The sequence below is a fragment of the Hyphomonas sp. genome, assembly GCF_041398465.1.
In the GTDB taxonomy this organism is placed as follows: domain Bacteria; phylum Pseudomonadota; class Alphaproteobacteria; order Caulobacterales; family Hyphomonadaceae; genus Hyphomonas.
Map to the genome: position 1 here is coordinate 127,618 of NZ_JAWKUS010000005.1, position 21,306 is coordinate 148,923.

At 61.5% G+C, this 21,306-nt stretch carries 24 protein-coding genes; 20 read left to right on the forward strand and 4 right to left on the reverse strand.

The window, feature by feature from the left end; translation table 11 throughout:
- Positions 1-76: 76 nt before the first annotated feature.
- Positions 77-379 (reverse strand): YciI family protein, encoded by a 303-nt coding sequence (locus R3C98_RS15640; protein ID WP_371315008.1) that lies wholly within the window; start codon positions 377-379, stop codon positions 77-79.
- 21 nt (positions 380-400) lie between these two features.
- Positions 401-1,033: a tetratricopeptide repeat protein gene (locus tag R3C98_RS15645; protein WP_371315009.1), complete on the reverse strand. Its 633-nt coding sequence runs from the start codon at positions 1,031-1,033 to the stop codon at positions 401-403.
- 133 nt (positions 1,034-1,166) lie between these two features.
- Here R3C98_RS15645 and R3C98_RS15650 point away from each other — a divergent pair, with 133 nt between their 5' ends.
- The 5 genes from R3C98_RS15650 (at position 1,167) to R3C98_RS15670 (ending at position 6,924) form a co-directional block, all read left to right on the forward strand.
- The gene (locus tag R3C98_RS15650; protein ID WP_371315010.1) at positions 1,167-3,476 is read left to right on the forward strand and encodes a DPP IV N-terminal domain-containing protein; all 2,310 of its coding nucleotides are present in this window, start codon (positions 1,167-1,169) and stop codon (positions 3,474-3,476) included.
- Complete coding sequence (locus tag R3C98_RS15655) at positions 3,473-3,694, forward strand: RND transporter (protein ID WP_371315011.1); 222 nt, start codon at positions 3,473-3,475, stop codon at positions 3,692-3,694. Before R3C98_RS15650 ends, R3C98_RS15655 begins: the two co-directional genes overlap by 4 nt.
- Before the next feature lies 1 nt (position 3,695).
- A complete protein-coding gene (locus tag R3C98_RS15660) occupies positions 3,696-4,259 on the forward strand; it encodes an NUDIX hydrolase (protein WP_371315012.1) in 564 nt (187 codons plus the stop codon).
- A 19-nt stretch (positions 4,260-4,278) separates the two neighbouring features.
- On the forward strand, positions 4,279-4,698 hold the full coding sequence (locus R3C98_RS15665; RefSeq protein ID WP_371315013.1) for a DUF1330 domain-containing protein: 420 nt from the start codon (positions 4,279-4,281) through the stop codon (positions 4,696-4,698).
- 459 nt (positions 4,699-5,157) lie between these two features.
- Positions 5,158-6,924, forward strand: a complete 1,767-nt coding sequence (locus R3C98_RS15670) for a carboxylesterase/lipase family protein (protein ID WP_371315014.1) — start codon at positions 5,158-5,160, stop codon at positions 6,922-6,924.
- On the opposite strand, the gene R3C98_RS15675 is transcribed toward R3C98_RS15670, so the two are convergent.
- Positions 6,910-7,377 carry a GAF domain-containing protein gene (locus R3C98_RS15675; protein WP_371315015.1) on the reverse strand — a complete coding sequence of 156 codons (468 nt, stop codon included), beginning with the start codon at positions 7,375-7,377 and terminating at the stop codon, positions 6,910-6,912. The two genes, R3C98_RS15670 and R3C98_RS15675, sit on opposite strands and share 15 nt — an antisense overlap.
- 140 nt (positions 7,378-7,517) lie before the next feature.
- Here R3C98_RS15675 and R3C98_RS15680 point away from each other — a divergent pair, with 140 nt between their 5' ends.
- Genes R3C98_RS15680 through R3C98_RS15705 form a run of 6 tightly spaced genes read left to right on the forward strand, consistent with a single transcriptional unit; the run spans position 7,518 to position 13,778 of the window.
- Positions 7,518-8,366, forward strand: a complete 849-nt coding sequence (locus tag R3C98_RS15680) for a DUF4129 domain-containing protein (RefSeq protein WP_371315016.1) — start codon at positions 7,518-7,520, stop codon at positions 8,364-8,366.
- Complete coding sequence (locus tag R3C98_RS15685) at positions 8,363-9,589, forward strand: DUF4350 domain-containing protein (protein WP_371315017.1); 1,227 nt, start codon at positions 8,363-8,365, stop codon at positions 9,587-9,589. Before R3C98_RS15680 ends, R3C98_RS15685 begins: the two co-directional genes overlap by 4 nt.
- Positions 9,576-10,532 (forward strand): AAA family ATPase, encoded by a 957-nt coding sequence (locus R3C98_RS15690; RefSeq protein ID WP_371315018.1) that lies wholly within the window; start codon positions 9,576-9,578, stop codon positions 10,530-10,532. Before R3C98_RS15685 ends, R3C98_RS15690 begins: the two co-directional genes overlap by 14 nt.
- Positions 10,529-11,842 (forward strand): DUF58 domain-containing protein, encoded by a 1,314-nt coding sequence (locus R3C98_RS15695; protein ID WP_371315019.1) that lies wholly within the window; start codon positions 10,529-10,531, stop codon positions 11,840-11,842. Before R3C98_RS15690 ends, R3C98_RS15695 begins: the two co-directional genes overlap by 4 nt.
- Before the next feature lie 5 nt (positions 11,843-11,847).
- A complete protein-coding gene (locus R3C98_RS15700; RefSeq protein WP_371315185.1) occupies positions 11,848-12,840 on the forward strand; it encodes a stage II sporulation protein M in 993 nt (330 codons plus the stop codon).
- On the forward strand, positions 12,837-13,778 hold the full coding sequence (locus tag R3C98_RS15705) for an RDD family protein (protein ID WP_371315020.1): 942 nt from the start codon (positions 12,837-12,839) through the stop codon (positions 13,776-13,778). The genes R3C98_RS15700 and R3C98_RS15705 overlap by 4 nt, the downstream gene beginning before the upstream one ends.
- Positions 13,779-13,840: 62 nt before the next feature.
- Here the strand turns inward: R3C98_RS15705 and R3C98_RS15710 are convergent, their stop codons facing one another.
- Positions 13,841-14,431 (reverse strand): hypothetical protein, encoded by a 591-nt coding sequence (locus tag R3C98_RS15710; RefSeq protein WP_371315021.1) that lies wholly within the window; start codon positions 14,429-14,431, stop codon positions 13,841-13,843.
- A gap of 427 nt (positions 14,432-14,858) precedes the next feature.
- On the opposite strand from R3C98_RS15710, the gene atpD reads away from it, so the two are divergent.
- The 9 genes from atpD to R3C98_RS15755 are packed head-to-tail and all read left to right on the forward strand — an operon-like array spanning position 14,859 to position 21,236.
- On the forward strand, positions 14,859-16,304 hold the full coding sequence (atpD, locus tag R3C98_RS15715; protein WP_371315022.1) for a F0F1 ATP synthase subunit beta: 1,446 nt from the start codon (positions 14,859-14,861) through the stop codon (positions 16,302-16,304).
- On the forward strand, positions 16,301-16,744 hold the full coding sequence (locus tag R3C98_RS15720; RefSeq protein WP_371315023.1) for a F0F1 ATP synthase subunit epsilon: 444 nt from the start codon (positions 16,301-16,303) through the stop codon (positions 16,742-16,744). The genes atpD and R3C98_RS15720 overlap by 4 nt, the downstream gene beginning before the upstream one ends.
- Positions 16,741-17,016, forward strand: coding sequence for an AtpZ/AtpI family protein (locus R3C98_RS15725; protein ID WP_371315024.1), 276 nt, complete (start codon positions 16,741-16,743; stop codon positions 17,014-17,016). Before R3C98_RS15720 ends, R3C98_RS15725 begins: the two co-directional genes overlap by 4 nt.
- Positions 17,016-17,279: an ATP synthase subunit I gene (locus R3C98_RS15730; protein WP_371315025.1), complete on the forward strand. Its 264-nt coding sequence runs from the start codon at positions 17,016-17,018 to the stop codon at positions 17,277-17,279. Before R3C98_RS15725 ends, R3C98_RS15730 begins: the two co-directional genes overlap by 1 nt.
- The gene (locus tag R3C98_RS15735; protein WP_371315186.1) at positions 17,279-17,980 is read left to right on the forward strand and encodes a F0F1 ATP synthase subunit A; all 702 of its coding nucleotides are present in this window, start codon (positions 17,279-17,281) and stop codon (positions 17,978-17,980) included. The genes R3C98_RS15730 and R3C98_RS15735 overlap by 1 nt, the downstream gene beginning before the upstream one ends.
- A complete protein-coding gene (locus R3C98_RS15740; protein WP_371315026.1) occupies positions 17,977-18,225 on the forward strand; it encodes a F0F1 ATP synthase subunit C in 249 nt (82 codons plus the stop codon). Before R3C98_RS15735 ends, R3C98_RS15740 begins: the two co-directional genes overlap by 4 nt.
- Positions 18,222-18,947 (forward strand): ATPase, encoded by a 726-nt coding sequence (locus R3C98_RS15745; protein ID WP_371315027.1) that lies wholly within the window; start codon positions 18,222-18,224, stop codon positions 18,945-18,947. The genes R3C98_RS15740 and R3C98_RS15745 overlap by 4 nt, the downstream gene beginning before the upstream one ends.
- The gene (locus tag R3C98_RS15750) at positions 18,931-20,430 is read left to right on the forward strand and encodes a F0F1 ATP synthase subunit alpha (protein WP_371315028.1); all 1,500 of its coding nucleotides are present in this window, start codon (positions 18,931-18,933) and stop codon (positions 20,428-20,430) included. Before R3C98_RS15745 ends, R3C98_RS15750 begins: the two co-directional genes overlap by 17 nt.
- Positions 20,427-21,236 carry a F0F1 ATP synthase subunit gamma gene (locus R3C98_RS15755; RefSeq protein WP_371315029.1) on the forward strand — a complete coding sequence of 270 codons (810 nt, stop codon included), beginning with the start codon at positions 20,427-20,429 and terminating at the stop codon, positions 21,234-21,236. Before R3C98_RS15750 ends, R3C98_RS15755 begins: the two co-directional genes overlap by 4 nt.
- The last annotated feature ends 70 nt before the right edge of the window (positions 21,237-21,306 follow it).

Sequence of the window (21,306 nt, forward strand, 5' to 3'; positions counted from 1 at the left end):
AATCCTGTCTGCGGAAGTTATGTCGCCGCTGAGTTACGCACTCGCCCCATAAAATCAAGCGCGCAGGTGCCCGCCGTCAGCGAACCGGGGCCAGCAGGGACGCCATGGGAAGGATATCCCACCGGAAACCGAGCCCTGCACGGATAACGGGGTCGTGGTCGCAAAGAACCCGGGCGTCGGCTTCATCGTCTGCTTCGGCGATCGCAACACCCCAGGTGCCATCCGGATCCATGACCGGACCGGCAGCAAACACGGAACCCGTGTCGATCAGGTGGCGGATATAGTCTGAATGACGGTCCATCGCTTCCAGTTCAGACGCGGTGGCATCAGCTGGGAAAGTCCGCCGCGGAGGCACGAGCTTCATCAGGAAAAAGGCCATGGCTTTCCGGGCCCCCTTCCGTCAGCTGGCCCGGCGGAACGCCCGGTCCTGCTCTTCGGTACTCATGGCACGCTCCAGACGACGAAGTTCCCGAGCGGCACCGGTATTCCCAAGTCGTTCGGCTTGCCGGAACCAGCGCCATGCCTTGACCAAATCCTGCGGGCAGCCATGACCGCCAGCATTGGCAATGCCAAGATTGAAGGCGCACCGGCTGTCGCCCAGCGAAGCGCCGCGGCTCCACCAGTTGCGGGCAGCCGTTGCATCGGCTGATCCACCCTGCCCGGATATCAGCATCAGACCGAGATAGGTGATCGCGTCCGTTTCGTCCTGCTGGGCAGCCCGCAGGAACAGAAACCGGGCCCGGCCGTGTTCTTTCGGCCCGCCGAGCCCGTGGAAACACATAAATCCAAGATTAAACAGACCGGTAGGAAGCCCTGCGCTTGCCGCCTGGTGGTAGTAAGCCCGGGCGGCGACAAGATCCTGCCGTACACCGCGCCCGGCATGGAGCATTGCGCCATAATAGTTCGCTGCTGCAACATGGCCGGAATCCGCGGCGCGGCGCATCAGGTCAGCACCACGAAGCAAGTCGTTGCCGCCTCGGTCTGGAGCGACCAGGGTAATTGCTTCCTGAAACAATCCCACCCCATTCATCATGGAACTCACTTTATTGTGAGGTCTCCGCTTGGCTAGAGGGCGAATGCAGTCCGCATGGAAAAAAAGGCAAGTCGCTGGTTTCACGGGCACGAACGGATGACAAATGCCAGTATGCACGGCTAGGGTCCCCGCGATGAGACCCGCCATTTACACCCTGTTTACCGTCATCGTTGTGGCCGTGTCTGCGATTGTCCCTTCGATGGCCGATCCGCTGCAAAATACGTTGGAGACCAAAATATTGACCAACGCGCCAGACACCCTGCCGCTTGACCGCCTTTATGCCTCGCCCTCCCTGTCCGGACCAACCGCCCGGATGGTCAAATACTCCCCCGACGGAACACGTGTGACTTTTCTCAAATCACGCGTGAATGAGCAGAATCGGTTCGATCTCTGGCAGTACGACGTCGCAACCGGCAAGCAGAGCATGCTGGTCGACTCCTTGCTGCTGGAACCAAATCTTGTCGAGCTGTCCGAAGAAGAAAAAGCGCTAAGAGAGCGCAAGCGCATTTCGGGTACGATCGGAATTGCCGATTACAGCTGGGGCGTAAATGACACAATTCTCATACCGCTTGGGGGTGACCTTCATCTTGTCACCCTGACCCCAAATGGACCAATGATCAGACAACTGACCCATAGTGACGCGTTCGAATACGATGCTCGCGTTTCGCCGGGTGGAACCTATGTCAGCTTCGTGCGCGATGGTGCAGTTTACGCCATTGAAATCGCCACGGGGAAAGAAACCCGGCTGACTCCGGAAGCGGATCCGGAACACGCCATCAGCTACGGCGTTTCGGAATTTGTCGCACAGGAAGAAATGAAGCGCTTCACAGGTTATTGGTGGAGCCCGGATGAACGTTATGTGGCTTTCACCGAAGTTGACGAAAGTGAAGTGGAAATCATCCCCCGCTTCGACATCGAAGCGGACAAAGTCACAGTCATCGAGCAGCGCTACCCGCGCGCGGGGCGTCCGAATGCCAGGGTTGCTGTCTATGTGAATGACCTCAGGAAAAAGCGTACCGACAAGATTTATGAAACCGGTCCGGGTAGCTATCTGGCCCGCGTTTACTGGACCACCTCAAGTCTATGGTTCCTCACTGTCAACCGGGATCAGACTGAGATCACGTACAATCGCACAGACTCCCGACCCTGGCGCATTTGGTCGCCCTATACGGAGCAAAACTCCAAATGGGTAAACCTATCCAAGGATTTTCGTGAATTGCCAGACGGCCGGATTCTCCTGACGACTGAAGACGGAGGCATGCGCCATGCCATTGCGATACCGCCGAACGGACATGGCGACACAGACATCATCACACCACCCGATCAGGTGCTCGACTCCATCGAAACCGTTTCACCTGATGGCAAAACGCTATTCTATACAGGGTATGCAGATACCGTACTGGAGCGGCATCTCTACAGCGTGCCGCTAGACAAGACCGCACCGCCCGTCCGCATCACTGAAGCCGGAAGGTTCTGGGATATCAAGCTGAGCCCCGATGGGCAGAGCTTTATCGGAACTTCGTCATCTCCTGCTCAACCACCCCAGACAGGACTCTATCAGATCGACGGAAGCCTGATCGGCTGGATTGAAGAAAATGCGCTGGACAAAGACCATCCGTATGCACCCTACCTGTCCAGCCACATGGTACCGGAGTACGGGACCCTGACGGCGGAAGACGGGCAAGATCTTTATTATTCACTTCTCAAGCCACCAGGCTTCAATCCCAACCAGAAGTATCCCGCTATTATCGAGGTCTATGGCGGCCCCCACGTGCAGACGGTAAAGCGGGCATGGGGCAGCCTTTCAGATCAGTTTTTGGCAGGGCAAGGCTATATCGTCTTCCGCCTCGACAATCGCGGCAGCGACAATCGCGGCCGTCAGTTCGAGGACGTCATCTATCACCGGACCGGCGGCCCGGAGGTTCGGGACCAGCTTGTCGGCGTGAGCTGGCTGAAAGCTCAACCCTATGTCGATGCCGGTCGCATCGCGATTCAGGGCGGATCATATGGTGGATACATGACCCTGATGACGATCCTGCAGGCTCCGAAGGACACCTTCGCTGCGGCGGTCTCGTCCGCCCCGGTCACCGACTGGAGCCTCTACGATACATTCTACACGGAACGCTACATGGGCACGCCGGAAAGAAATCCAGACGGCTATGCAGCATCCAATGTCCTGCCGATTGCAGGGAACCTAAACACCCCCCTTCTGCTGATACACGGCATGGCTGACGACAACGTCACCTTCGACAACTCAACGCGTCTTATGGCCACCCTGCAACAGGAGAAGAAATCGTTCGAACTGATGACTTACCCCGGCCAACGTCACGGCATTCGCGGCGAGGCACTTCAGACGCACCAGATGAAGACACGGCTGGACTTCCTGGACCGCCACCTGAAAGCACGGGCAGATGAAACAGCTCCAGGCCAGGATCAGCCATGATGGAATTGCTCGACAAAATCCCATGGAGTCTTGCGGTCTTTGGTTGCCTGACACTCGGTCTCGCACCGTTTTTCCCGGAACCGCATATCTGGGAGAAACTCAAAATGCTTGGCGGGGGAAGTCTGCAGAAGCCAGTCGATATCTTTGACCTTTGCTTCTACGCCGCGCCGTGGCTCCTGCTCTTCGCGAAGCTCGCTCGTATGGCCATGGCGAAATGACATGAAGCCCTGGACCATTCTCTCATCGAAGCAAGTCTTGCGCGATCAGTTCATGGGGCTGCGCACCGATCGCTGCATGCGTGACGACGGGCATATCGTCGAAACCTACCATGTGACGGAGTTGACTGAATGGGTAACCGTCATCCCACTGACGGCTTCCGGAAACGTCGTTCTGATCCGGGAATACCGGCACGCGGCTGGCGTATTCACGCTCGGCTTGCCGGGTGGTGTTTCAGATCCAGGCGAGACAGACTGGCCTGCGGTCGGCGCGCGCGAACTTCGTGAGGAGACGGGCTATTCCGCACAGGAGATGCATCATGTCGGCACCTGCTACCCCAATCCAGCCACCCAGAACAACCGGTTGCACTATTATCTTGCGCTAGGCTGCCGTTTGACCGGCTCCCAATCGCTGGACCCTAATGAACAGATCGAAGTTCTCGAAATGCCGTATACCGATTTCCTCGAATACGGCACCCTGGAGGTGCAACATGCCCTGCATGCGGCCGCACTCTTCTACACCGAACGCTTCCTGACGCAGCACCCGAACCTGCGTCCGGCCAAGTAACAGCAAAGAGGAACCGACCATGCCTGCTTTTCAGCCCACCGCCGACCAGTTCCGAGCCTTCCGCGACGACCCGTTCGATGGCCCTATCGCACAGGTGAATATTCTGAAATTCCGCGTGAAAGCAGAATACCAACCAGAAGACCCCGAATACGGCAATGACGAAGCAGGCAGCATCGCCTACCAGCGTTATGCGGACGCATTCGGCGCAGCTGCAGCCGAGGTCGGAGGACGGTGTCTGCTGATGGGAGAAGTTGAACGCTATTTCATCGGCAATGGCGACTGGGATGCCGTCATGGTGATGTTCTTTCCAGACCGGAAGGCCTTCATCACAACGCTCAACCACCCGGACTACAAGTCGATGGCACGCCACAGGGAAGCTGGTCTCCTGTGTCAGGAATTGCTTACCACGCGCCCGTTCCGGGCAGAAGGAATCCTTTAGCGGCAGGCTTTGTTCCCCTGACAGATGAGCGCCTCCGCGCCGCCTCACCCAAGACGTGTGCGCCAGGCGGGATAACCTGCGTGGAGCCGTCCAGCGCCTATTCTGCAGTCATCAGAGCCGCATTGCGGTTCGATACCGCCCAACTCAGCAAACAGCGCCAGTCCTCAGCCAGTTTGACCAGCGCACAGCCAACCAACAAATAGTACCTGTTTTTCAATGCCGTAGAGGCGCCAGGCAGCCCATTCAGCTGAACACTCAGCATCTCAAGAACAAATATCACCGATGGCACACAGCATCTCACTATGGTGCGGGCAGCCCCGCCGCTTTTCCCCACACAGGCGATCTTGTGTCCTTGTTAACACGGCGGTGGGATTCTCCGGTTTAAACGGACGGACAACTCGGTGACACCCACGCATCGACTGGTATACTCTTTGCACGATGCGGGGTCGGGTAGATTGCATGAAACGCCTTAGTATCATTCTGTTTTTTCTGCTGATCGCGGCAGGCGCATGGGGTTGGTTCAGTCTGACTGCCCCAGCGAAGCCGCTGGCATTGGCGGAACCACTGAGGATCAATCAGGGCCTTGTTCTGGGCGGCATCGACGCCGACAATTCCGATATCCAGGTCTACAACGGCATACCATATGCTTCCGCCCGCCGCTGGGCTGCGCCAAGCCTGCCGCCCCAGTGGGGTGCCATGCCGCGCGACGTACGGACTTATGGCGCGGAATGCATTCAAGCCCGCAAGGGCATGAACGGGTTCGTAGACGGTGTCATTGATGGGGCCGGCTTGCCATGGTGGAAAAGGTTTGCTGCCAAGAAATACCTAGCTGCGATGCCGGCTCCGGCCGAAGCGGAAGACTGTCTCTTCATCAACGTCCGCACATCGAATGTCGGTGGCGAAACCTTGCTGCCCGTCATGGTCTGGATCCATGGCGGTGGGCACCAGGCCGGCGCCGGTTCTTCAGATCTCTATCAGGCCAATGCATTGGTTGAGAATGGCGTCGTGCTGGTGACCTTCAACTACCGGCTCGGTCCGTTCGGCTACATGGCCCATCCGGCCCTGACCGAAGAGACAGGCACTTCCGGAAATTATGGCCTGCAGGACCAGGTCGCGGCCCTTCGCTGGGTGCGTGACAATATCCGGTCTTTTGGTGGCGATCCGAACAACGTGACCATCTTTGGCGAAAGTGCCGGCGCGCAATCCGTCAGTGAGCTGATGGCGACATCGATGGCCGACGGGCTCTATCACAAAGCCATCCTTGAAAGCGGCACCAGCAGCTACAACGCCAAGTATCTCGATGAAGCTCCCCTACCCGGGTCACGCAGTGCAGAAGAGGTCGGCGAAGAATTCCTCAGTACTTTCGTCGGCAAGGCCGCGACCGCGGCAGAACTCCGCTCAATCCCCGCTGCATCGATCATCACGCGTGCCGAACAACGCACGGATCTGGTCGGATATTTTGAGCCGAACGTGGATGGAAAAGTCCTGACCGACACGATCGGCGCGACGATCCGCTCTGGTGATGCGCCAAAAGTTCCCGTTCTGGCCGGCTATAATGCGGACGAAGGCAGCTTGTTCTACAACGGCTTCCAATCGCCCACAGTGCTGTCGCGAAACATCATCGGCACGCTCGATGAGCGTGAGCAGCGCCTTGCCGAAGTGTTTGGAGAAAACCCGGCCAAAGCGCTCGAAGCCCTCTATGGCATGGACAAGATGGCGACGTGGGATGAAGGGGCCGCCGACATGCTCGGCGACGACATGTTTGGCGTCCATATGCGCTTCCTCGGTAAAGCCAACGCCACGTCCGGTCATCCGACCTGGATGTACTTCTTCACCCGCGCCACGCCGACCCGCGCACAATCCATCGGCGCCTATCATGGATCGGAAATCCCGTTTGTGTTCGGCTCACCTTCCCCGCTCCTTCCCATGTCGGACAAGGACGAAAAGCTGGCCGAAACGATGCAGGCCTACTGGACAAATTTTGCCCGCGCCGGTGATCCGAACGGGCCGGGCCTGCCAGAATGGCCTGCTTATGACGCAAACACGGATGAGTGGCAGGTGCTGGACCATGAAATTCTCACGGTCGCTGGAGTGCGTGCCCGCAAACTTGATATCCTCGAAGAGCACCTGATCGATCGGATTGACGCCGTGACCCGGGCCACTTCTCCGCAGGCGCCGTACGAGGCGACCCTGATGACGACGGTACCGAAATCAGGCGACGAGTAGGATCTCGCAAATCGCAGCCAGTCCTTCGCGATCGACCTCGTCGAACGCATCCGGTTGCGTGGAATCGACATCCAGAACAGCGGCCAGCTGCCCGTCCCTGTCGAACACTGGCAGGACAATCTCTGAATTGGTCGCGGAATCACAGGCGATATGCCCCGGGAAGGCATGCACATCCGGCACGATGATCGGCTCGAGCGTGGCAGCGACATGTCCGCAAACTCCCTTGCCGAAGGGAATTCTCAGGCAGCCGAGGGTTCCCTGGTACGGACCAACGACAAGCTCGCGTTCCTTCAGCGGGTCCACGATGTAGAAGCCAGTCCAGAAAAAACGGGGCCGGAAGGCCTGCGCCAGAATGCAGCTGGCGGTCGCATAGCGGGCCGTGACCGAGGTTTCGCCGGTCACAACGCTTTCAATTTCCGCTTTCAGGTCGCGATAAACCGCCGCCTTGTCCATGGTTTGCCTCATCTCTGCCTTGGCCGCGCTATATCGGTTGGCCAGACCGGCTTCGCAATAGGGCGTTGAAGCAAGCTGCGACGTCTGAAATAGTCGGTCTGTAAAGGTGGGCCGTCCGGCTGCCAGCAGAGGAGTATCCGGTGCGGTTGTGGTTGAGGACAGGAATTGCCCTTGCGCTCGCCTGCCTGCTTGCCGGAACCCTCTCCGCGAGCGATGCCAAAGCTCAGGGGACGAGCGACGAGAACGCGCCCCACACCGGTTCCATCATCGTACCTCCTTCCGTTGAACCCGATCCGGTCTTCGACGAGGAATTCACTGACAATGAGTTTGTCTATGAGGCTGAGGACTGGCGCCCGCAAACAGACCTCGATGCGCTCGACCGTGCTCATGCAGCCTATATCAAGCGCGGAGACATGCAGCTGGAACGCCCTGAATGGGAAGCCGAGCCACTGACGCCGCCGGACCCTCCACCACAATGGCTGAAATGGCTGGGTGACCTGCTCGGCAATTTGTCACCGCTCTTCCAGTTCATGTTCTACGCCGTGATCGCTGCTGTCGTGGCCGGGTTCCTTTATTTCGTATTCGGTGAGGCGATCCGCGTTCGCTTCGGCAAGCGCGGAGACGGTAAAGTCGATCAGGGCGACGATGTCCTGGTCGATGTACGCCCGGATGCGAGCGTGGCCCGCGGCCTTCTTGAAGAGGCCGACGCGCTGGCCCTCGCCGGTAAGTTTGCCGAGGCCGTCCACCTGCTCCTGTTCCGCTCGATCGAGGATATCCAGACCCGTCTGGAAGGCGGGGTGCCCAAGTCCCTCACCGCCCGCGAAATCGGGGGCCTGCGCAATCTGCCGGAGCAGGCAAAGCGTGGTCTCGACCCGATCATCCGGATCGTGGAGCGGAGCTTCTTCGGAGGCCGTGCTGTGGATTCAGAAGGCTGGCAGGCAGCGCGCGCGTCTTATGAAGACTTCGCTTTCGGCGAGGGCTGGGCATGAGCCAGACCGCACAAGCCTCCGCGGCGCCGTTTGCGGCCCGCACCGTCGCCATCCTGATCGCAGTGGCTGTCTTCTCTTTTGGTGCCATCATGGTGCTGGCCGGATGGTCGCCGGAACTGCGAGACCGTGACCGCGCCGGGGACCATCCCTTCTCTACCTCTGCCATCGGGTACAACGGCATAGTCCAATTGCTGGAGGCACAGGGCTACCCCGTCGAGATCTCGCGCTTCAAGAGCAATCTGGACAGTAATTACGGACTTATGGTGCTCACCCTCTCTACGCGAGGCATGCACAAACCCCTGCAGGAATACGACCTGCAACCTGACACACTGATCGTTCTGCCGAAATGGTCAGGCATGGTCGACTGGAGCAACCCCTCCCGCCTGAAAGATACAGACCTCGCAACCGAAAGCTCGATCATCAGCGTACTGGAAGACCTGGGTATCGATGCGGACATCGTCAGAGCTGATGTGCCAGATGGAGTGGAGACGCCTTTCGGCCGGATGGCACTCAAGCCGGACCTGAAACTCCAGCTCTTGCAGTCAGATGAACTAACCCCCATCGTTCGCACCCCTGACGGTGCGCTTCTGTCAGAACTGTCTGGCCGCGGCGTTTATATTCTCTCCGACCCGGACCTGATCAACACGTTTGGCCTTGCCGAGCGCGAGAACGCCCGCTTCGCAATGCAGATGTTCAACCTCATGCGGTATGACGAGGATGAGCCAATTGTCTTCGATGCCACGCTGCACGGTTTCACCCGCTCCGAAAACCTGCTGCAGATGATGTTCGACATCCCGTTCTTTGGTGTGACGCTCGTCGCACTGGCCGCCGCTCTTCTTCTGGGTTGGGCCGCTTCGATACGCTTCGGCCCGCCTGCCCGCGAGACTCGTGCCATCGCCCTCGGCAAACAGGCGCTTGCCGACAATTCGGCGGGCCTCGTTTCCATGGCGCGGCGGGAAACGCGAATGGCGCCGGGATACCTCTCCCTCATCCGGCGGCGCCTTGCCCGGCAGATCGGCGCGCCGCGAAACCTCACCGAGGCACAGCTTTCCGAATTGTTCGACCGCCTTGGTCCGGAGGACGTCTCCGGCAAGACCTTCTCACAGATTGAAGCCGGCATGCGCGGCCCTGCCGCAAGCCGGGAACACTTGATGCACAAGGCCCGCGACCTCTGGCGCTGGCGCCGCGATATTCTCAGGAGATCCATGAATGACCCCAGCTGACATCCGAGATCTGGCCGCGCGCATCCGCGGCGAAGTCCGAAAGGCCGTCATCGGCCAGGACACGACAGTGGACTTGCTCCTGACGGCGCTGTTCTCGTCCGGTCACGTTCTCCTTGAAGGACCACCCGGAACGGCCAAGACGCTTCTGGCGCAGTGTTTCGCACGCTCCATCTCGCTGGAGTTCGGGCGCATCCAGTTCACGCCGGACCTCATGCCCGGCGATGTTCTGGGCACGAACCTGTTCAACTTCCAGACCAATGAGTTCACCCTGACCAAAGGCCCGATCTTTACCGACCTGCTTCTAGCCGACGAAATCAACCGGACACCGCCGAAGACGCAGGCCGCTCTGCTGGAAGCGATGCAGGAACGGAAAGTCACGATCGATGGCGATGCCTATCAGCTGAACGAACGCTTCATGGTGATTGCCACGCAGAACCCGATCGAGCAGCAGGGCACTTACCCACTGCCGGAAGCCCAGCTCGACCGCTTCCTGTTCAAACACACGCTCGACTACCCTTCCCGCGAGGAAGAGTTCGCTATCGTCGCCCAGCACGGCACCCGGACCGGCATGAAAACACCGTCGGCCTTCGGCATTGAACCCGTCATCTCGCATGACGAACTCAACGCCGCTGTGACGTCTGTTGCGGAGACGAAAATCCAGGATGATGTGATCGGGTACGTCGTCGACATCATCCGTGCGACGCGAACCTCTCCGGCCCTCGAAACCGGTGCGAGCCCCCGCGCCGCCGCCGCGCTCGCGACGGCCGCTCGCGCCCGCGCAGCGCTCGATGGTCGAGACTTTGTCATCCCGGACGACATCAAGACGCTCGCCCTGCCAACACTGCGCCATCGCGTGCTGCTGTCCCCGGCGGCCGAGATCGAAGGCCGCACGACCGAAGAAACCCTGATGGCGATTATCGAACAGACGGCGGCGCCCCGGTGATTTCCCCGACCGCCCGCGCGATCTTCCTGATGCTGTTCGGCTTGCCGATCATGATCGGCGTGGCCTTGCTGGCTCCAAATCTCTGGACGTTTTCTGCCGGATGGATCGCACTGGTCGGCGGCCTGATGGTCTTCGACGCGATGATCGGCCCGGCGCTGCGCGCCTTCGAAGCGGACATCGTGGCGCCCCCTATCCTCTATGCCGGCGACAGCGATCCTTTGCCGGTCACCTTCCGCTTCACCCGCGGCAGCCTGCCCTCGCGTTTGGAGGTTCAACTGGAAACAAGCGAGCTGCTCGAAGACATTCCCACGCGCGGCCTTCGCGGCTGGGAAGGAAATGAACGTCGCTATGAATTCACCCTCACGCCGCTGCGGCGAGGCACAGCCAGGCTTGTCCGCCTCTGGTGCCGCTGGCGCGGTCCGCTCGGCCTCGTCCAGAAGCGATACATTCGCGACCTCGACACCGAGATCGTCGTGACACCCAATATTCGATGGGTGAAGGACGAGGCCGTCCGGTTGTTTTCCCGCGACGCGGAGTTCGGCATCAAGACACAGATCGAGCGCGGCGACGGCAGCGAGTTCGATGCCCTACGCGAGTTTGCCGCCGGCATGGACCGGCGCGCCATCGACTGGAAGCATTCCGCCCGGCACCGCCACCTGCTCGCCAAGGAATTCCGCACCGAGCGGAACCACAATATCGTCTTCGCTTTTGACACTGGCCGCCTGATGAGCGAGCCGCTGGGCGGCGTGCCGAAGATCGACCGGGCCATCAATGCAGGCCTCCTTCTTTCTTATGTGTCCCTGCGCAATGGCGACCGGACGATGTATTTCGGCTTCGATGCCAAACCCGGACTCGCGAGCGGCTTCCTCGCAGGCTCCCGCAGCTTCCCGCGGATGCAGAACCTTGCCGCCCGGCTCGACTATTCTGCGGAAGAGTCCAACTACACACTCGCCCTTTCCACCCTGGCCAGCCAGCTGGAGCGGCGCAGCCTGATCATCATCTTCTCCGATTTCGTCGACACGATCTCTGCTGAGCTGATGCTGGAAAATGTCCGCCGGCTGACCGACCGGCACCTTGTCCTGTTCGCGACTTTCGAGGACGAAGCGCTCTCCTCCATGGCCGATGCGCCACCCGAAACCACCGAAGATGTCTCCCGGGCGGTAATCGCCGGCAATCTCCTGTCAGAGCGCGATGTCGTCCTGCGCCGGCTCCAACGGATGGGCGTCCAGATCATCGAAACGCGGCCCGAGCAATTCGGCGGCGCGCTCCTCTCGCGGTATCTTGAGATCAAGAAGAGGGACATGCTGTGAGCGACATGCTGAAGTCCTATCGCTTCCGCGAGGAGCGCGAGGCCGACTGGCGCAAGCTGGACCTGATCCTCACGCGCGCCGAAAATTCCGGCGTCAAGGCGCTGTCGGACGAAGACATGATGGCGCTGCCGCACCTCTACCGGCAGGCGGTTTCCTCGCTTTCGGTCGCGCGCTCAATCTCCCTCGACCAGAACGTCATCACCTATCTGGAAGGGCTCTGCACGCGGGCCTATTTCTACGTTTACGGCGCCCGCACGTCGATGGGCGAGCGGATGGCTCAGTTCATCCGCGCCGACTGGCCGGAAGCCGTGCGGGGCGCCGTCTTCTCCACCATCCTCGCTGCCCTCTTCCTGTTCGGCGGCGCGGCGCTCGCCTTCTTCCTCTGCCTGCAGGACATGGACTGGTACTGGACCATCCACGGCCACAGCTTCGGCGAGATCCGCACGCCGGATGCGAGCGTCGAGGAGTTGCGGTCCACCATCTACACCGAACCCGGAGAGATCGGGCAGGACCGGCTGACCGCCTTTGCGGGCTTCCTGTTCAATAACAATGCCCAGATTGCCTTGTTCGCCTTTGCGCTGGGCTTTGCTTTCGGCATTCCGACGGCCTGGCTGCTGGCGTGGAATGGCATAATTCTGGGCTCCATGTATGCGGTCTTCTGGGACAAGGGGCTCGGCTATGAATTTACCGGCTGGCTGCTGATCCATGGGGTCACCGAATTGTTCGCCATCGTCCTGGCGGGCGCAGGCGGTTTCGTCATTGGCGGCGCGGTCGCGTTTCCAGGGCGCAAGTCCCGTCTGACTTCGGCGCGGCTTTCCGGACAGAAAGCAGCCACCATTGCGATGGGCTGCGTGGTGATGCTGATCATCGCCGCCGTGCTGGAAAGTTTCGGCCGACAGCTGATCAATTCCGACACGATCCGCTATGCCATTGCCGGCACGACGCTGGTGTTCTGGCTGCTCTACTTCTACCTGCCCCGGCAGAGGCCTGGCACATGACGGATCAGGCCGCCCCACCCGTAAAGCAGATGGAGATCGAGGCCGCCCGCCGCCGCCGGGCGCGCATGGCGGAGACACAGCGCCTCAACAAGATGATGCGCGTGCTGGTCACGCCGGAAGGCGCGAAACTCCACCTGAAGCTCGCCACCGCAGCGGAACGGGCCGGTGCCTTTGCCATGGACGTGGCCATCCAATGGGCGATCGTCATCGGCACCCTGCTCGGTCTTTCCTACGGCGCAGCCTCCATGGGCATCGAGAATGTGAACCTCGCCTTCGCCTTCTGGCTTGTGTTCTACTTCTTCGTCCGGAACTTCTATTACATCTTCTTCGAGATCGGCCGGAAAGCCGCGACCCCCGGCAAGCGGGCGCTGGGCTTGCGCGTCGCGTCCCGCGATGGCGGACGGCTGACCGCAAATGCCGTGCTCGCCCGGAACTTCACGCGGGAAGTGGAGATCGGCTTGCCGATCCAGTTCCTGCTCATGGGCGGAGACCAACTCGGCGCCTGGATGGCGCTCTTCGGCCTGCTCTGGTCGGGCGTGTTCCTGTTCTTCCCGGTCTTCAACAAGGACAAGCTGCGCGTCGGTGACCTGATCGCCGGCACCTGGGTGATCAAGGCCCCGAAAGTGAAGCTGATGGGCGACATTGCGCAGGTGACCGTCACCTCCCCGCGCTCCAACATGTTTGCCTTCACACCGGAACAGGCAGACGCCTATGGCATTCACGAACTCCACGTTCTTGAAGACGTGCTGCGCCAGTCGACAAGTGACATCAAGCAGCAGGTCGCTGAACGCATCCGCACCAAGATCGGTTGGACGGCACAGCCCGGCGAATCCGACACTGCCTTCCTCGAAGCCTATTACGCAGCCCTCCGCCGACGGCTCGAACAACGCATGCTGATGGGCGACCGGAAAGCCGACAAGTTCGACGTGCGGCGTTAGCGCCAGCACCCTTGCCCGGAAACGCCTCAGCGTTCCGGCAGAATCCTTGATTTTGAGAAGGATCAGCTTGAATCCGGCCAGCGTTTCAGCGCTTCGAGCAGTTGTACGGTGAGGCCGCCGGAGACGAGGGCGACAGCGGCGGGCATGCGGTGCGTGTTCGGGATGGGCGGCACATGCGGCCTTGCTTCCCCCGCTGCCTGCCAGCGCTGGATCGTTCGGGCGAGACATTTCGCCCGGCGCTTGTGATGCTTCATTGTGTCCAGCATGGCCTGCCACCGGGCGATCAGCGGCGCGGCAGGGACGGGTCCGGGTACGGGCAGCGTCACCGGGCCTTTCATGAAATGCGGACACGGGCGCGATGGCGCAGGCACCATGGAGAAGATGTAGCGGTATTCAGCGTCTTCCTGTTTCGGCTCGTAATAATTGCTGCCCACGCGCGGCTTCAGCGGCGCCAACTCCATCTGCAGCGCCAACAGGAAGATCAGACGGCGGAGCAGCACGGCCAGCCGCTTCAGCTCTGCGCGCACTTTGCGGTTCAGCGATTTCGAGATCGTCTCAGGTGTCTTGTAGAGGTCGACATTCACGCCCGCTTCCGCAATTGCGCGGGCGAGCGTGTTGAAAGCCTGGGAGAGGAAAGCGATGCGGTCTGTCATGGGGCTGAGCGTGCCATGAGAGGTTTATGGGGTGGATAGAAAGCGGCCCTCACCTCCCACTGCCTTCGGCAGCGGGCCCCTCCTCTCCCGCGAGCGGGAGAGGGGTATTCTTTCGTCATTTCAACAGATTCGAGGCGGCGCCGGGTTCACCCCTCTCCCTCCGGGAGAGGAGGGACCCGCGCCCGCAAGGGCGTGGGAGGTGAGGGATTGGCGGCAGTCTATCCACTCCCGGAAACGAGGCATGACCAGAAGCGCACGAAATCTGACTACGCCATGATCATGCATGACTTGTCATGACTATAACGGACTAAGCCGGACTATACCGGATCATGCCGCCCCGGCCGTCGGCACCTGAGCCGCAGCACAGCGGCCCACTGCCGCACGGAACGCATTCCGCCCCTCTGCGCCATTGCGGGCGGCATCCCAAATGCTATGCTCTGGCACGTATTGGAGCCGGGAGGGTGGTTTGCCTGACCAATTGGCAAGGGTCACATCCGTTCGAGGTCCGGTGATAGACTTCGCCTGTGACGGCGCACTGCCAGCCATCAATGACGCCGTAATCGTGGACCCGGATGGATCCGCTATCGTGTGCGAAGTTCAGGCCCATATCGATACACAGCATTTCCGCGCCATCGCGCTGCAGCCGACGCAGGGCCTGTCCCGCCTGATGGAGGCGCGGATGACCGGCGCGCCGATCACAGTGCCCGTGGGCGATGCTGTGCTGGGAAGGCTCCTGAACGTGGTGGGTGATATCGGCGATGGCGGCGCGCCCCTGCCAGCCGATACGCCGCGCCGATCGATCCACCAGCCATCGCCACCGCTCGCAAAGCAGAGCCAGCAGGTGCGATTGTTCTCGACTGGCATCAAGGTGCTGGACCTGCTGGCCCCGCTCGCCCAGGGCGGCAAGGCGGCCCTGTTCGGGGGCGCAGGTGTCGGCAAGACGGTGCTGGTCACCGAACTCATCCATGCCATGGTGAAAGACTATGACGGCGTGTCGGTGTTCGCAGGCGTCGGCGAGCGGTCCCGCGAAGGGCACGAAATGCTCCATGACATGACCAATTATGGTGTGCTGGACCGCACCATCCTTGTCTATGGACAGATGAACGAGCCGCCGGGCGCGCGCTGGCGCGTGCCGCTGACCGCGATGACGATTGCCGAACATGTGCGCGACACCGACCAGCGCAATGTCCTGCTGATGATGGACAATGTCTTCCGCTTTGTTCAGGCCGGCGCGGAAGTCTCGGGCCTTCTGGGGCGGATGCCGTCGCGCGTGGGATACCAGCCGACGCTGGCGACGGAAGTCGCCTACCTGCAGGAGCGCATTACCTCCTCCAGCCGCGCCGCCGTCACGGCGATCGAGGCTGTCTATGTGCCGGCAGACGACTTCACAGACCCGGCCATCGCTGCGATCAGCACCCACATGGACAGCATGGTCATGCTGTCGCGGGATCTCGCGGCAGAAGGCATCTATCCGGCGATTGACCCCTTGCGCACGACCTCCACACTGCTGGACCCGATGATCGTGGGGGAAGACCATGTGCAGACAGCTACGGAAGTCCGTAAGCTGATCGAACATTACAGCGAGATGCGGGACGTGATCGCCCTGCTGGGCGTGGAGGAACTCAGCAGCGACGAGCAGCTGCTGGTTGGCCGGGCACGCAAGCTGCAGCGGTTCCTGACACAACCTTTCTTTGTTGCGGCCGCCTTCACCGGCATGGAAGGCCGCAGCGTGCCGACGCATGAGACAATTGCCGGCTGCCGCGCGATCCTGTCGGGAGCGTGCGACGACTGGGATGAACGTTCGCTCTACATGATCGGCTCGCTGGACGAAGCCCGCGCGAATGAAAACGCACGGCGGAAGGTGGCCTCATGACGGAGGGTCTCAAGCTGACCGTGACGACGCCGCTGCAGATCATCCTGCAGGAGGAAGCGGTTGCGTCCCTGCGCGCCGAAGACGCAAGCGGGGATTTCGGGATCAAGCCGGGTCATACGGATTTCCTGACCGTGATCGATGCCGGTGTCATGCGTTGGCGGATGACGGAAGGGCCGTGGCGCTATTGCGCGCTGCGGGGCGGCATCTTCAGCGTGACCGGCGGCAATGAGGTGCGCGTCGCCTGCCGGGAGGCTATCGTCAGCGACGACCTCACTTCGCTCAGAGCGCGCGTGACAACGGCGCGGAAGGAGGCGCTGGACGAATCCCGGCGGGCCCGGGCGCAGGGCGTGAAGCTCTATGCACATGCCGTCCGCAGGCTCATGCACGAACTGGCCGCTGGCGGTGATACGCTGGGCCTGCAGCCGGATGCCGACAAATGAGCGACGACAGCGACCGCACCGAGGAAGCCGCCCGCCGCGCCGACGCACTGGACAAGGCCGGCAAGGCGGACCCTGAACCGTCGCTCGCCCGCCGGTTCGCGACCATCGGCGCACTTGGCTGGATCATTGTCGTGCCTATCCTGACCGGGCTGTTCATCGGCCACTGGCTGGACCGGTGGCTGCACACCGGCATCACGATGGCGGCGGCCCTGCTGATGGCCGGAGCTGCGCTCGGCTTCGTGCTGGCGTGGCGATGGATAGAGGAGCAATGATGCCAGACCTGAATTCTCTCCTCCTTGCCGGATTGGCCGGTCTTGCCGGGTTCGGCGCTGGCTGGCTTCACTTTGCAAGCCTGGAATGGGTCGCGAACCGGATCGTCGAGGGCCGGTTGTCGGCCATTGCGCTGCAACTTGGCCGGATCGTGCTGCTGGTCGGTATCCTGTTCCTGCTCGCGAAAGGCGGCGCGCTTGTGCTGTTGTCCGGGGCCGCAGGCATCCTGCTTGGCCGGGTGATCGTCCTGAGGGGGACGCGGTGATGGAGTCGTCTCCGTTCAATGTCGAGACCGCATTCACGATCGGCCCTCTCGCGGTCAGCTGGCCGGTTGTGGTGACCTGGGGCATCATGGCTTTTCTGACGGCCGTGTCTTTCATCATCACCCGCCGCCTGTCGCTGAAGCCGGGCCGGGCACAGGCCGTCCTTGAACTGATCGTCAGCACGCTCGACAGCGAGATCCGCGAAACCGTAGCTGGCAATCCCGCCCGGTTCCGGCCACTGATCGGCACGCTGCTGATTTTCATCCTGGCGGCCAACTGGACCTCGCTTGTTCCCGGTGTCGAACCGCCGACGGCCCATCTGGAAACAGATGCCGCGCTGGCCTCCATCGTGTTTCTTGCATCGATTTTCTGGGCCATCCGGTCCCAGGGCGTCGGTGGCTGGCTGGGCAGTTTTGTCCGGCCCAGCTGGCTCATGTTACCGCTAAACGTGATCGGTCAGATTACGCGGCACTTTTCACTGATGATCCGGCTGTTCGGCAATGTCATGAGCGGCGTGTTCGTGATCAGCATTGTGCTCTCGCTCGCCGGCCTGCTTGTACCCATTCCCCTGATGGCGCTCGAAATGCTGACCGGGGCGGTGCAGGCCTATATCTTCGCAACGCTGGCGCTGGTCTTCGTCGGATCGGCCGTCAGCGAAGCCGCCACAGAAAATGAACCGAAGCAAAAAGGAACCGAAGCATGAATGACTTTATCCAGATCACCAGCGTGATCGCCGCGACGTTTGCCGTCGCGTTCGGCGCGCTGGGCCCGGCGCTCGCAGAAGGGCGCGCGGTCGCTGCGGCGCTGGAAGCCATCGCCCGGCAACCGGAGTCCGCGGGCACCATTTCGCGCACCCTCTTCGTCGGCCTCGCCATGATCGAGACCACGGCGATCTACTGCCTTGTCGTTTCCCTGCTCCTGCTCTTCGCCAATCCCTTCACGCAATGAGTTTTGACTGGGTCACCTTCGGCTTCCAGATCGTCAACGTCCTGCTGTTGCTGGCGATCCTGCAGCATTTCCTGTTCCGGCCCGTCGCGGATGTCATCGCGCGCCGGCAGGCAGCGACCGACGCGGCCCTGAATGCTGCCGACAAGGCGAAGGCGGAGGCCGAGGCCGCGACCCGGAAAGCCCTTGCCGAAGCCGATGCAACAGCATCTGCGCGGCAAGACGTGCTCGCCAAGGCGCACAAGGAAGCCGAAGCGCAGAGCCACTCGCTTATCGACAAGGCCCATGCGGAAGCCGCGAGGATCGTCGCCGAAGGCAAAGCAGCCCGCGAACGCGGCGCCAGCGATGTCGAAGCCCAGGCACTGGCCCGCGCACGAGACCTGGCCGCCGTGATCGCCGAGCGCGCCCTGACAGCGCAGCCACAGGATTTCGGCAGCTATCTGAGCCGGCTGATCGCGTCTCTCCAGAACATGCCGGCCGCCGAGCGCGGGGCCCTGCTGAAAGGCGGGAACCTGAAACTGCGGACCGCTGCGCCGCTCTCCGAAAGCGAAGAGTCTGTGGTGAAGTCCGCCCTCGCCCCGTTCGAGATTGATCCCGACATCGCAACAGCGCCGGAATTGATCGCGGGTCTTGAGCTGCAATCGGACAGTGGCGCCATCCGGAACTCCCTCGCCCACGATCTCGAACAAATCACGGAAGCGATGCGCGATGACCGGCAGGGCTGATCCGGCTCTCGACCCGCTGAAGGTCCGTATCGCCAGGGTCCAGCTCGGCGCCGAAGCGGAGGAGCGCGGCAAGGTCATCGCCATCGCCGACGGCCTCGCCACGGTCGACGGCCTTCCGGGAGCAGAGCTGAACGAGATCGTGACTTTTTCGACCGGCGCGCGCGGCTTCGTCCTGACCCTGGAAGAAGACCATCTGAACGTCGCCTGCCTCGACCCGGCAGACGATGTCGCCGCTGGTACGCGGGTCACCCGGACGGGTGTGCTCGCATCCGTGCCCGTTGGCGAAGACCTGTTTGGACGGGTGCTGGACCCGTTGGGACGACCGCTGGACGATGGGCGGCCACCCGACAGCGAAGAGCGGCTGCCGGTCGAACGCCCGGCTCCTTCCATCATTGACCGGGATTTCGTGAGCGAACCCGTGGAAACGGGCCTGCTGGTGGTCGATGCCCTGTTCGCAATCGGCCGCGGCCAGCGTGAACTGATCATCGGCGAGCGCCAGACAGGCAAGACATCGATCGCCGTCGACACGATTATCAACCAGGCGAACAGCGATATCATCTGTATCTATGTCGCCATCGGCCAGCGGACCTCTGCTGTCCGGCATGTGATCGATGCTGTGCGCGAACATGGCCGCATGGAGCAGACGATCTTCATCGTCGCCGAAGCCTCTGCCGAGCCCGGCCTGCAATGGCTGGCGCCATTCTCCGCCACATCGATTGCCGAATGGTTCCGCGATCAGGGCAAACATGTGCTGATCGTCTATGACGACCTGACCAAGCACGCCGCGACCCACCGCGAACTTGCACTGCTCTCCCGGCAACCGCCCGGCCGTGAAGCCTATCCCGGCGACATCTTCTATCTTCATGCACGGCTATTGGAGCGCGCATCCAAGCTCTCGAAGGCGCGCGGCGGCGGATCGCTGACGGCCCTGCCGATTGCCGAGATCGAGGCCGGAAACCTTTCGGCTTATATTCCCACGAACCTGATTTCGATTTCCGACGGCCAGATCGTCACATCGCAATCGCTCTTTTCTGCCAATCAGCGCCCGGCAATCGACATCGGCCTTTCGGTCAGCCGGGTTGGCGGCAAAGCCCAGTGGGGAACCATGAAATCCGTCTCCGGACGGTTGCGGCTCGACTATGCGCAATACCTCGAGATGAAGATGTTCTCGCGGTTCGGCGGGTTCGGGGACGAGGCCATGGCCGCGCGGATGAAGCGGGGGGAGCGCATCGCGGCGCTGCTCGCCCAGCCAAGGCTCTCTCCACTGGACCTGCTGATGCAGATCGCCCTGCTCAGCGCCTTGAACGAAGGCCTCCTGGATGAGGTCGAGCTTACAGAGATATCTCACCTCAAAACCGTATTGCCGCAGATTTTCGCGGCGGACTCGGCTTTCTCCGAACTGGACCTGACCGCGGACAAAGTGGGAGAAGACGCAAAAGCGGTAATTCTGGAGGCAGTGCGCAACGCGCTGAAGCAGGCATGAGCCAGCGGCCGGAAGAGATCCAGCACCGGCTGCGTAGTCTGGATGAAATCGGCGATGTCGTTGGGGCGCTGCGGGCCATCGCCTCCAGCCATGCGAGTTCTGCGGAGACCGCCATGCAGGCAATCGCCGCCTATGCCGGAACGGTTACCCACGCGCTCGCGATTTCCATCGCAGCGGCTGCGCCGCATGTGGAACCGGAAGGCCCGGGGTTGTTGCTTGTCGTCGGAGCAGCTCAGGGCTTTTGCGGCGGGTATCCGGAACACATCGAAAAAATGGCCCAATCCACACTCCAGCCCGGCATGGGCCTGGTTGTCGTCGGTGCGCGAACGGCGGACATGTTGAACGCAGCCGGGCTTTCCGTGCTGTGGTCAGATGACCTACCCGGCCATCCCGCCGCCATTCCGGCGCTTGCCAGTCGCACGACGGATGTACTGGTTGAACAATCCGCGCATTTTCCCGGCCCGATACGCGCGCTGACCGGCACACCGCATGGCGGGCATGCCGCTGTTGTTTCGCGTCTCTTCCCGCCGGAACCGACCGAAGGGGTAACCTCTCAGGTTCCGCCGCTGATGACCCTGCCTGCGGCAGACCTGTTGACCGGCCTGCTTCAGGAAGCGCTTTTTGCCAGAGTGGCGCATGTGATGATGCAGGGTGCCGAGACAGAGGCCCGCGCACGGGTCGAAGCGATGGCGAGAGCACAGAACAATTTGCGCACCCGTCGTACGGAAGTTGAACAGGCCTACCAGCAAGCCCGGCAGGAACAGATGACCACCGAGATGATCGAGCTGTCTGCTTCACGGCAGTGAGGCAGGTCAATTCTACAATGGTCTCACCCGGGCCGCAGCCGCTCCTGTATTTCCCGCAGCAGGAAATATC

Bases quoted from the DNA above. Each gene is read 5' to 3' on its own strand.
- R3C98_RS15735 (WP_371315186.1), top strand. From the start codon at position 17,279: ATGGAGTCGTCTCCGTTCAATGTCGAGACCGCATTCACGATCGGCCCT.
- R3C98_RS15660 (WP_371315012.1), top strand. From the start codon at position 3,696: ATGAAGCCCTGGACCATTCTCTCATCGAAGCAAGTCTTGCGCGATCAG.
- R3C98_RS15650 (WP_371315010.1), top strand. From the start codon at position 1,167: ATGAGACCCGCCATTTACACCCTGTTTACCGTCATCGTTGTGGCCGTG.
- atpD (WP_371315022.1), top strand. From the start codon at position 14,859: ATGCTATGCTCTGGCACGTATTGGAGCCGGGAGGGTGGTTTGCCTGAC.
- R3C98_RS15700 (WP_371315185.1), top strand. From the start codon at position 11,848: ATGCTGAAGTCCTATCGCTTCCGCGAGGAGCGCGAGGCCGACTGGCGC.
- R3C98_RS15725 (WP_371315024.1), top strand. From the start codon at position 16,741: ATGAGCGACGACAGCGACCGCACCGAGGAAGCCGCCCGCCGCGCCGAC.
- R3C98_RS15670 (WP_371315014.1), top strand. From the start codon at position 5,158: ATGAAACGCCTTAGTATCATTCTGTTTTTTCTGCTGATCGCGGCAGGC.
- R3C98_RS15755 (WP_371315029.1), top strand. From the start codon at position 20,427: ATGAGCCAGCGGCCGGAAGAGATCCAGCACCGGCTGCGTAGTCTGGAT.
- R3C98_RS15720 (WP_371315023.1), top strand. From the start codon at position 16,301: ATGACGGAGGGTCTCAAGCTGACCGTGACGACGCCGCTGCAGATCATC.
- R3C98_RS15740 (WP_371315026.1), top strand. From the start codon at position 17,977: ATGAATGACTTTATCCAGATCACCAGCGTGATCGCCGCGACGTTTGCC.
- R3C98_RS15730 (WP_371315025.1), top strand. From the start codon at position 17,016: ATGCCAGACCTGAATTCTCTCCTCCTTGCCGGATTGGCCGGTCTTGCC.
- R3C98_RS15640 (WP_371315008.1), bottom strand. From the start codon at position 379: ATGGCCTTTTTCCTGATGAAGCTCGTGCCTCCGCGGCGGACTTTCCCA.
- R3C98_RS15745 (WP_371315027.1), top strand. From the start codon at position 18,222: ATGAGTTTTGACTGGGTCACCTTCGGCTTCCAGATCGTCAACGTCCTG.
- R3C98_RS15705 (WP_371315020.1), top strand. From the start codon at position 12,837: ATGACGGATCAGGCCGCCCCACCCGTAAAGCAGATGGAGATCGAGGCC.
- R3C98_RS15690 (WP_371315018.1), top strand. From the start codon at position 9,576: ATGACCCCAGCTGACATCCGAGATCTGGCCGCGCGCATCCGCGGCGAA.
- R3C98_RS15710 (WP_371315021.1), bottom strand. From the start codon at position 14,431: ATGACAGACCGCATCGCTTTCCTCTCCCAGGCTTTCAACACGCTCGCC.
- R3C98_RS15685 (WP_371315017.1), top strand. From the start codon at position 8,363: ATGAGCCAGACCGCACAAGCCTCCGCGGCGCCGTTTGCGGCCCGCACC.
- R3C98_RS15665 (WP_371315013.1), top strand. From the start codon at position 4,279: ATGCCTGCTTTTCAGCCCACCGCCGACCAGTTCCGAGCCTTCCGCGAC.
- R3C98_RS15645 (WP_371315009.1), bottom strand. From the start codon at position 1,033: ATGATGAATGGGGTGGGATTGTTTCAGGAAGCAATTACCCTGGTCGCT.
- R3C98_RS15675 (WP_371315015.1), bottom strand. From the start codon at position 7,377: ATGGACAAGGCGGCGGTTTATCGCGACCTGAAAGCGGAAATTGAAAGC.
- R3C98_RS15655 (WP_371315011.1), top strand. From the start codon at position 3,473: ATGATGGAATTGCTCGACAAAATCCCATGGAGTCTTGCGGTCTTTGGT.
- R3C98_RS15750 (WP_371315028.1), top strand. From the start codon at position 18,931: ATGACCGGCAGGGCTGATCCGGCTCTCGACCCGCTGAAGGTCCGTATC.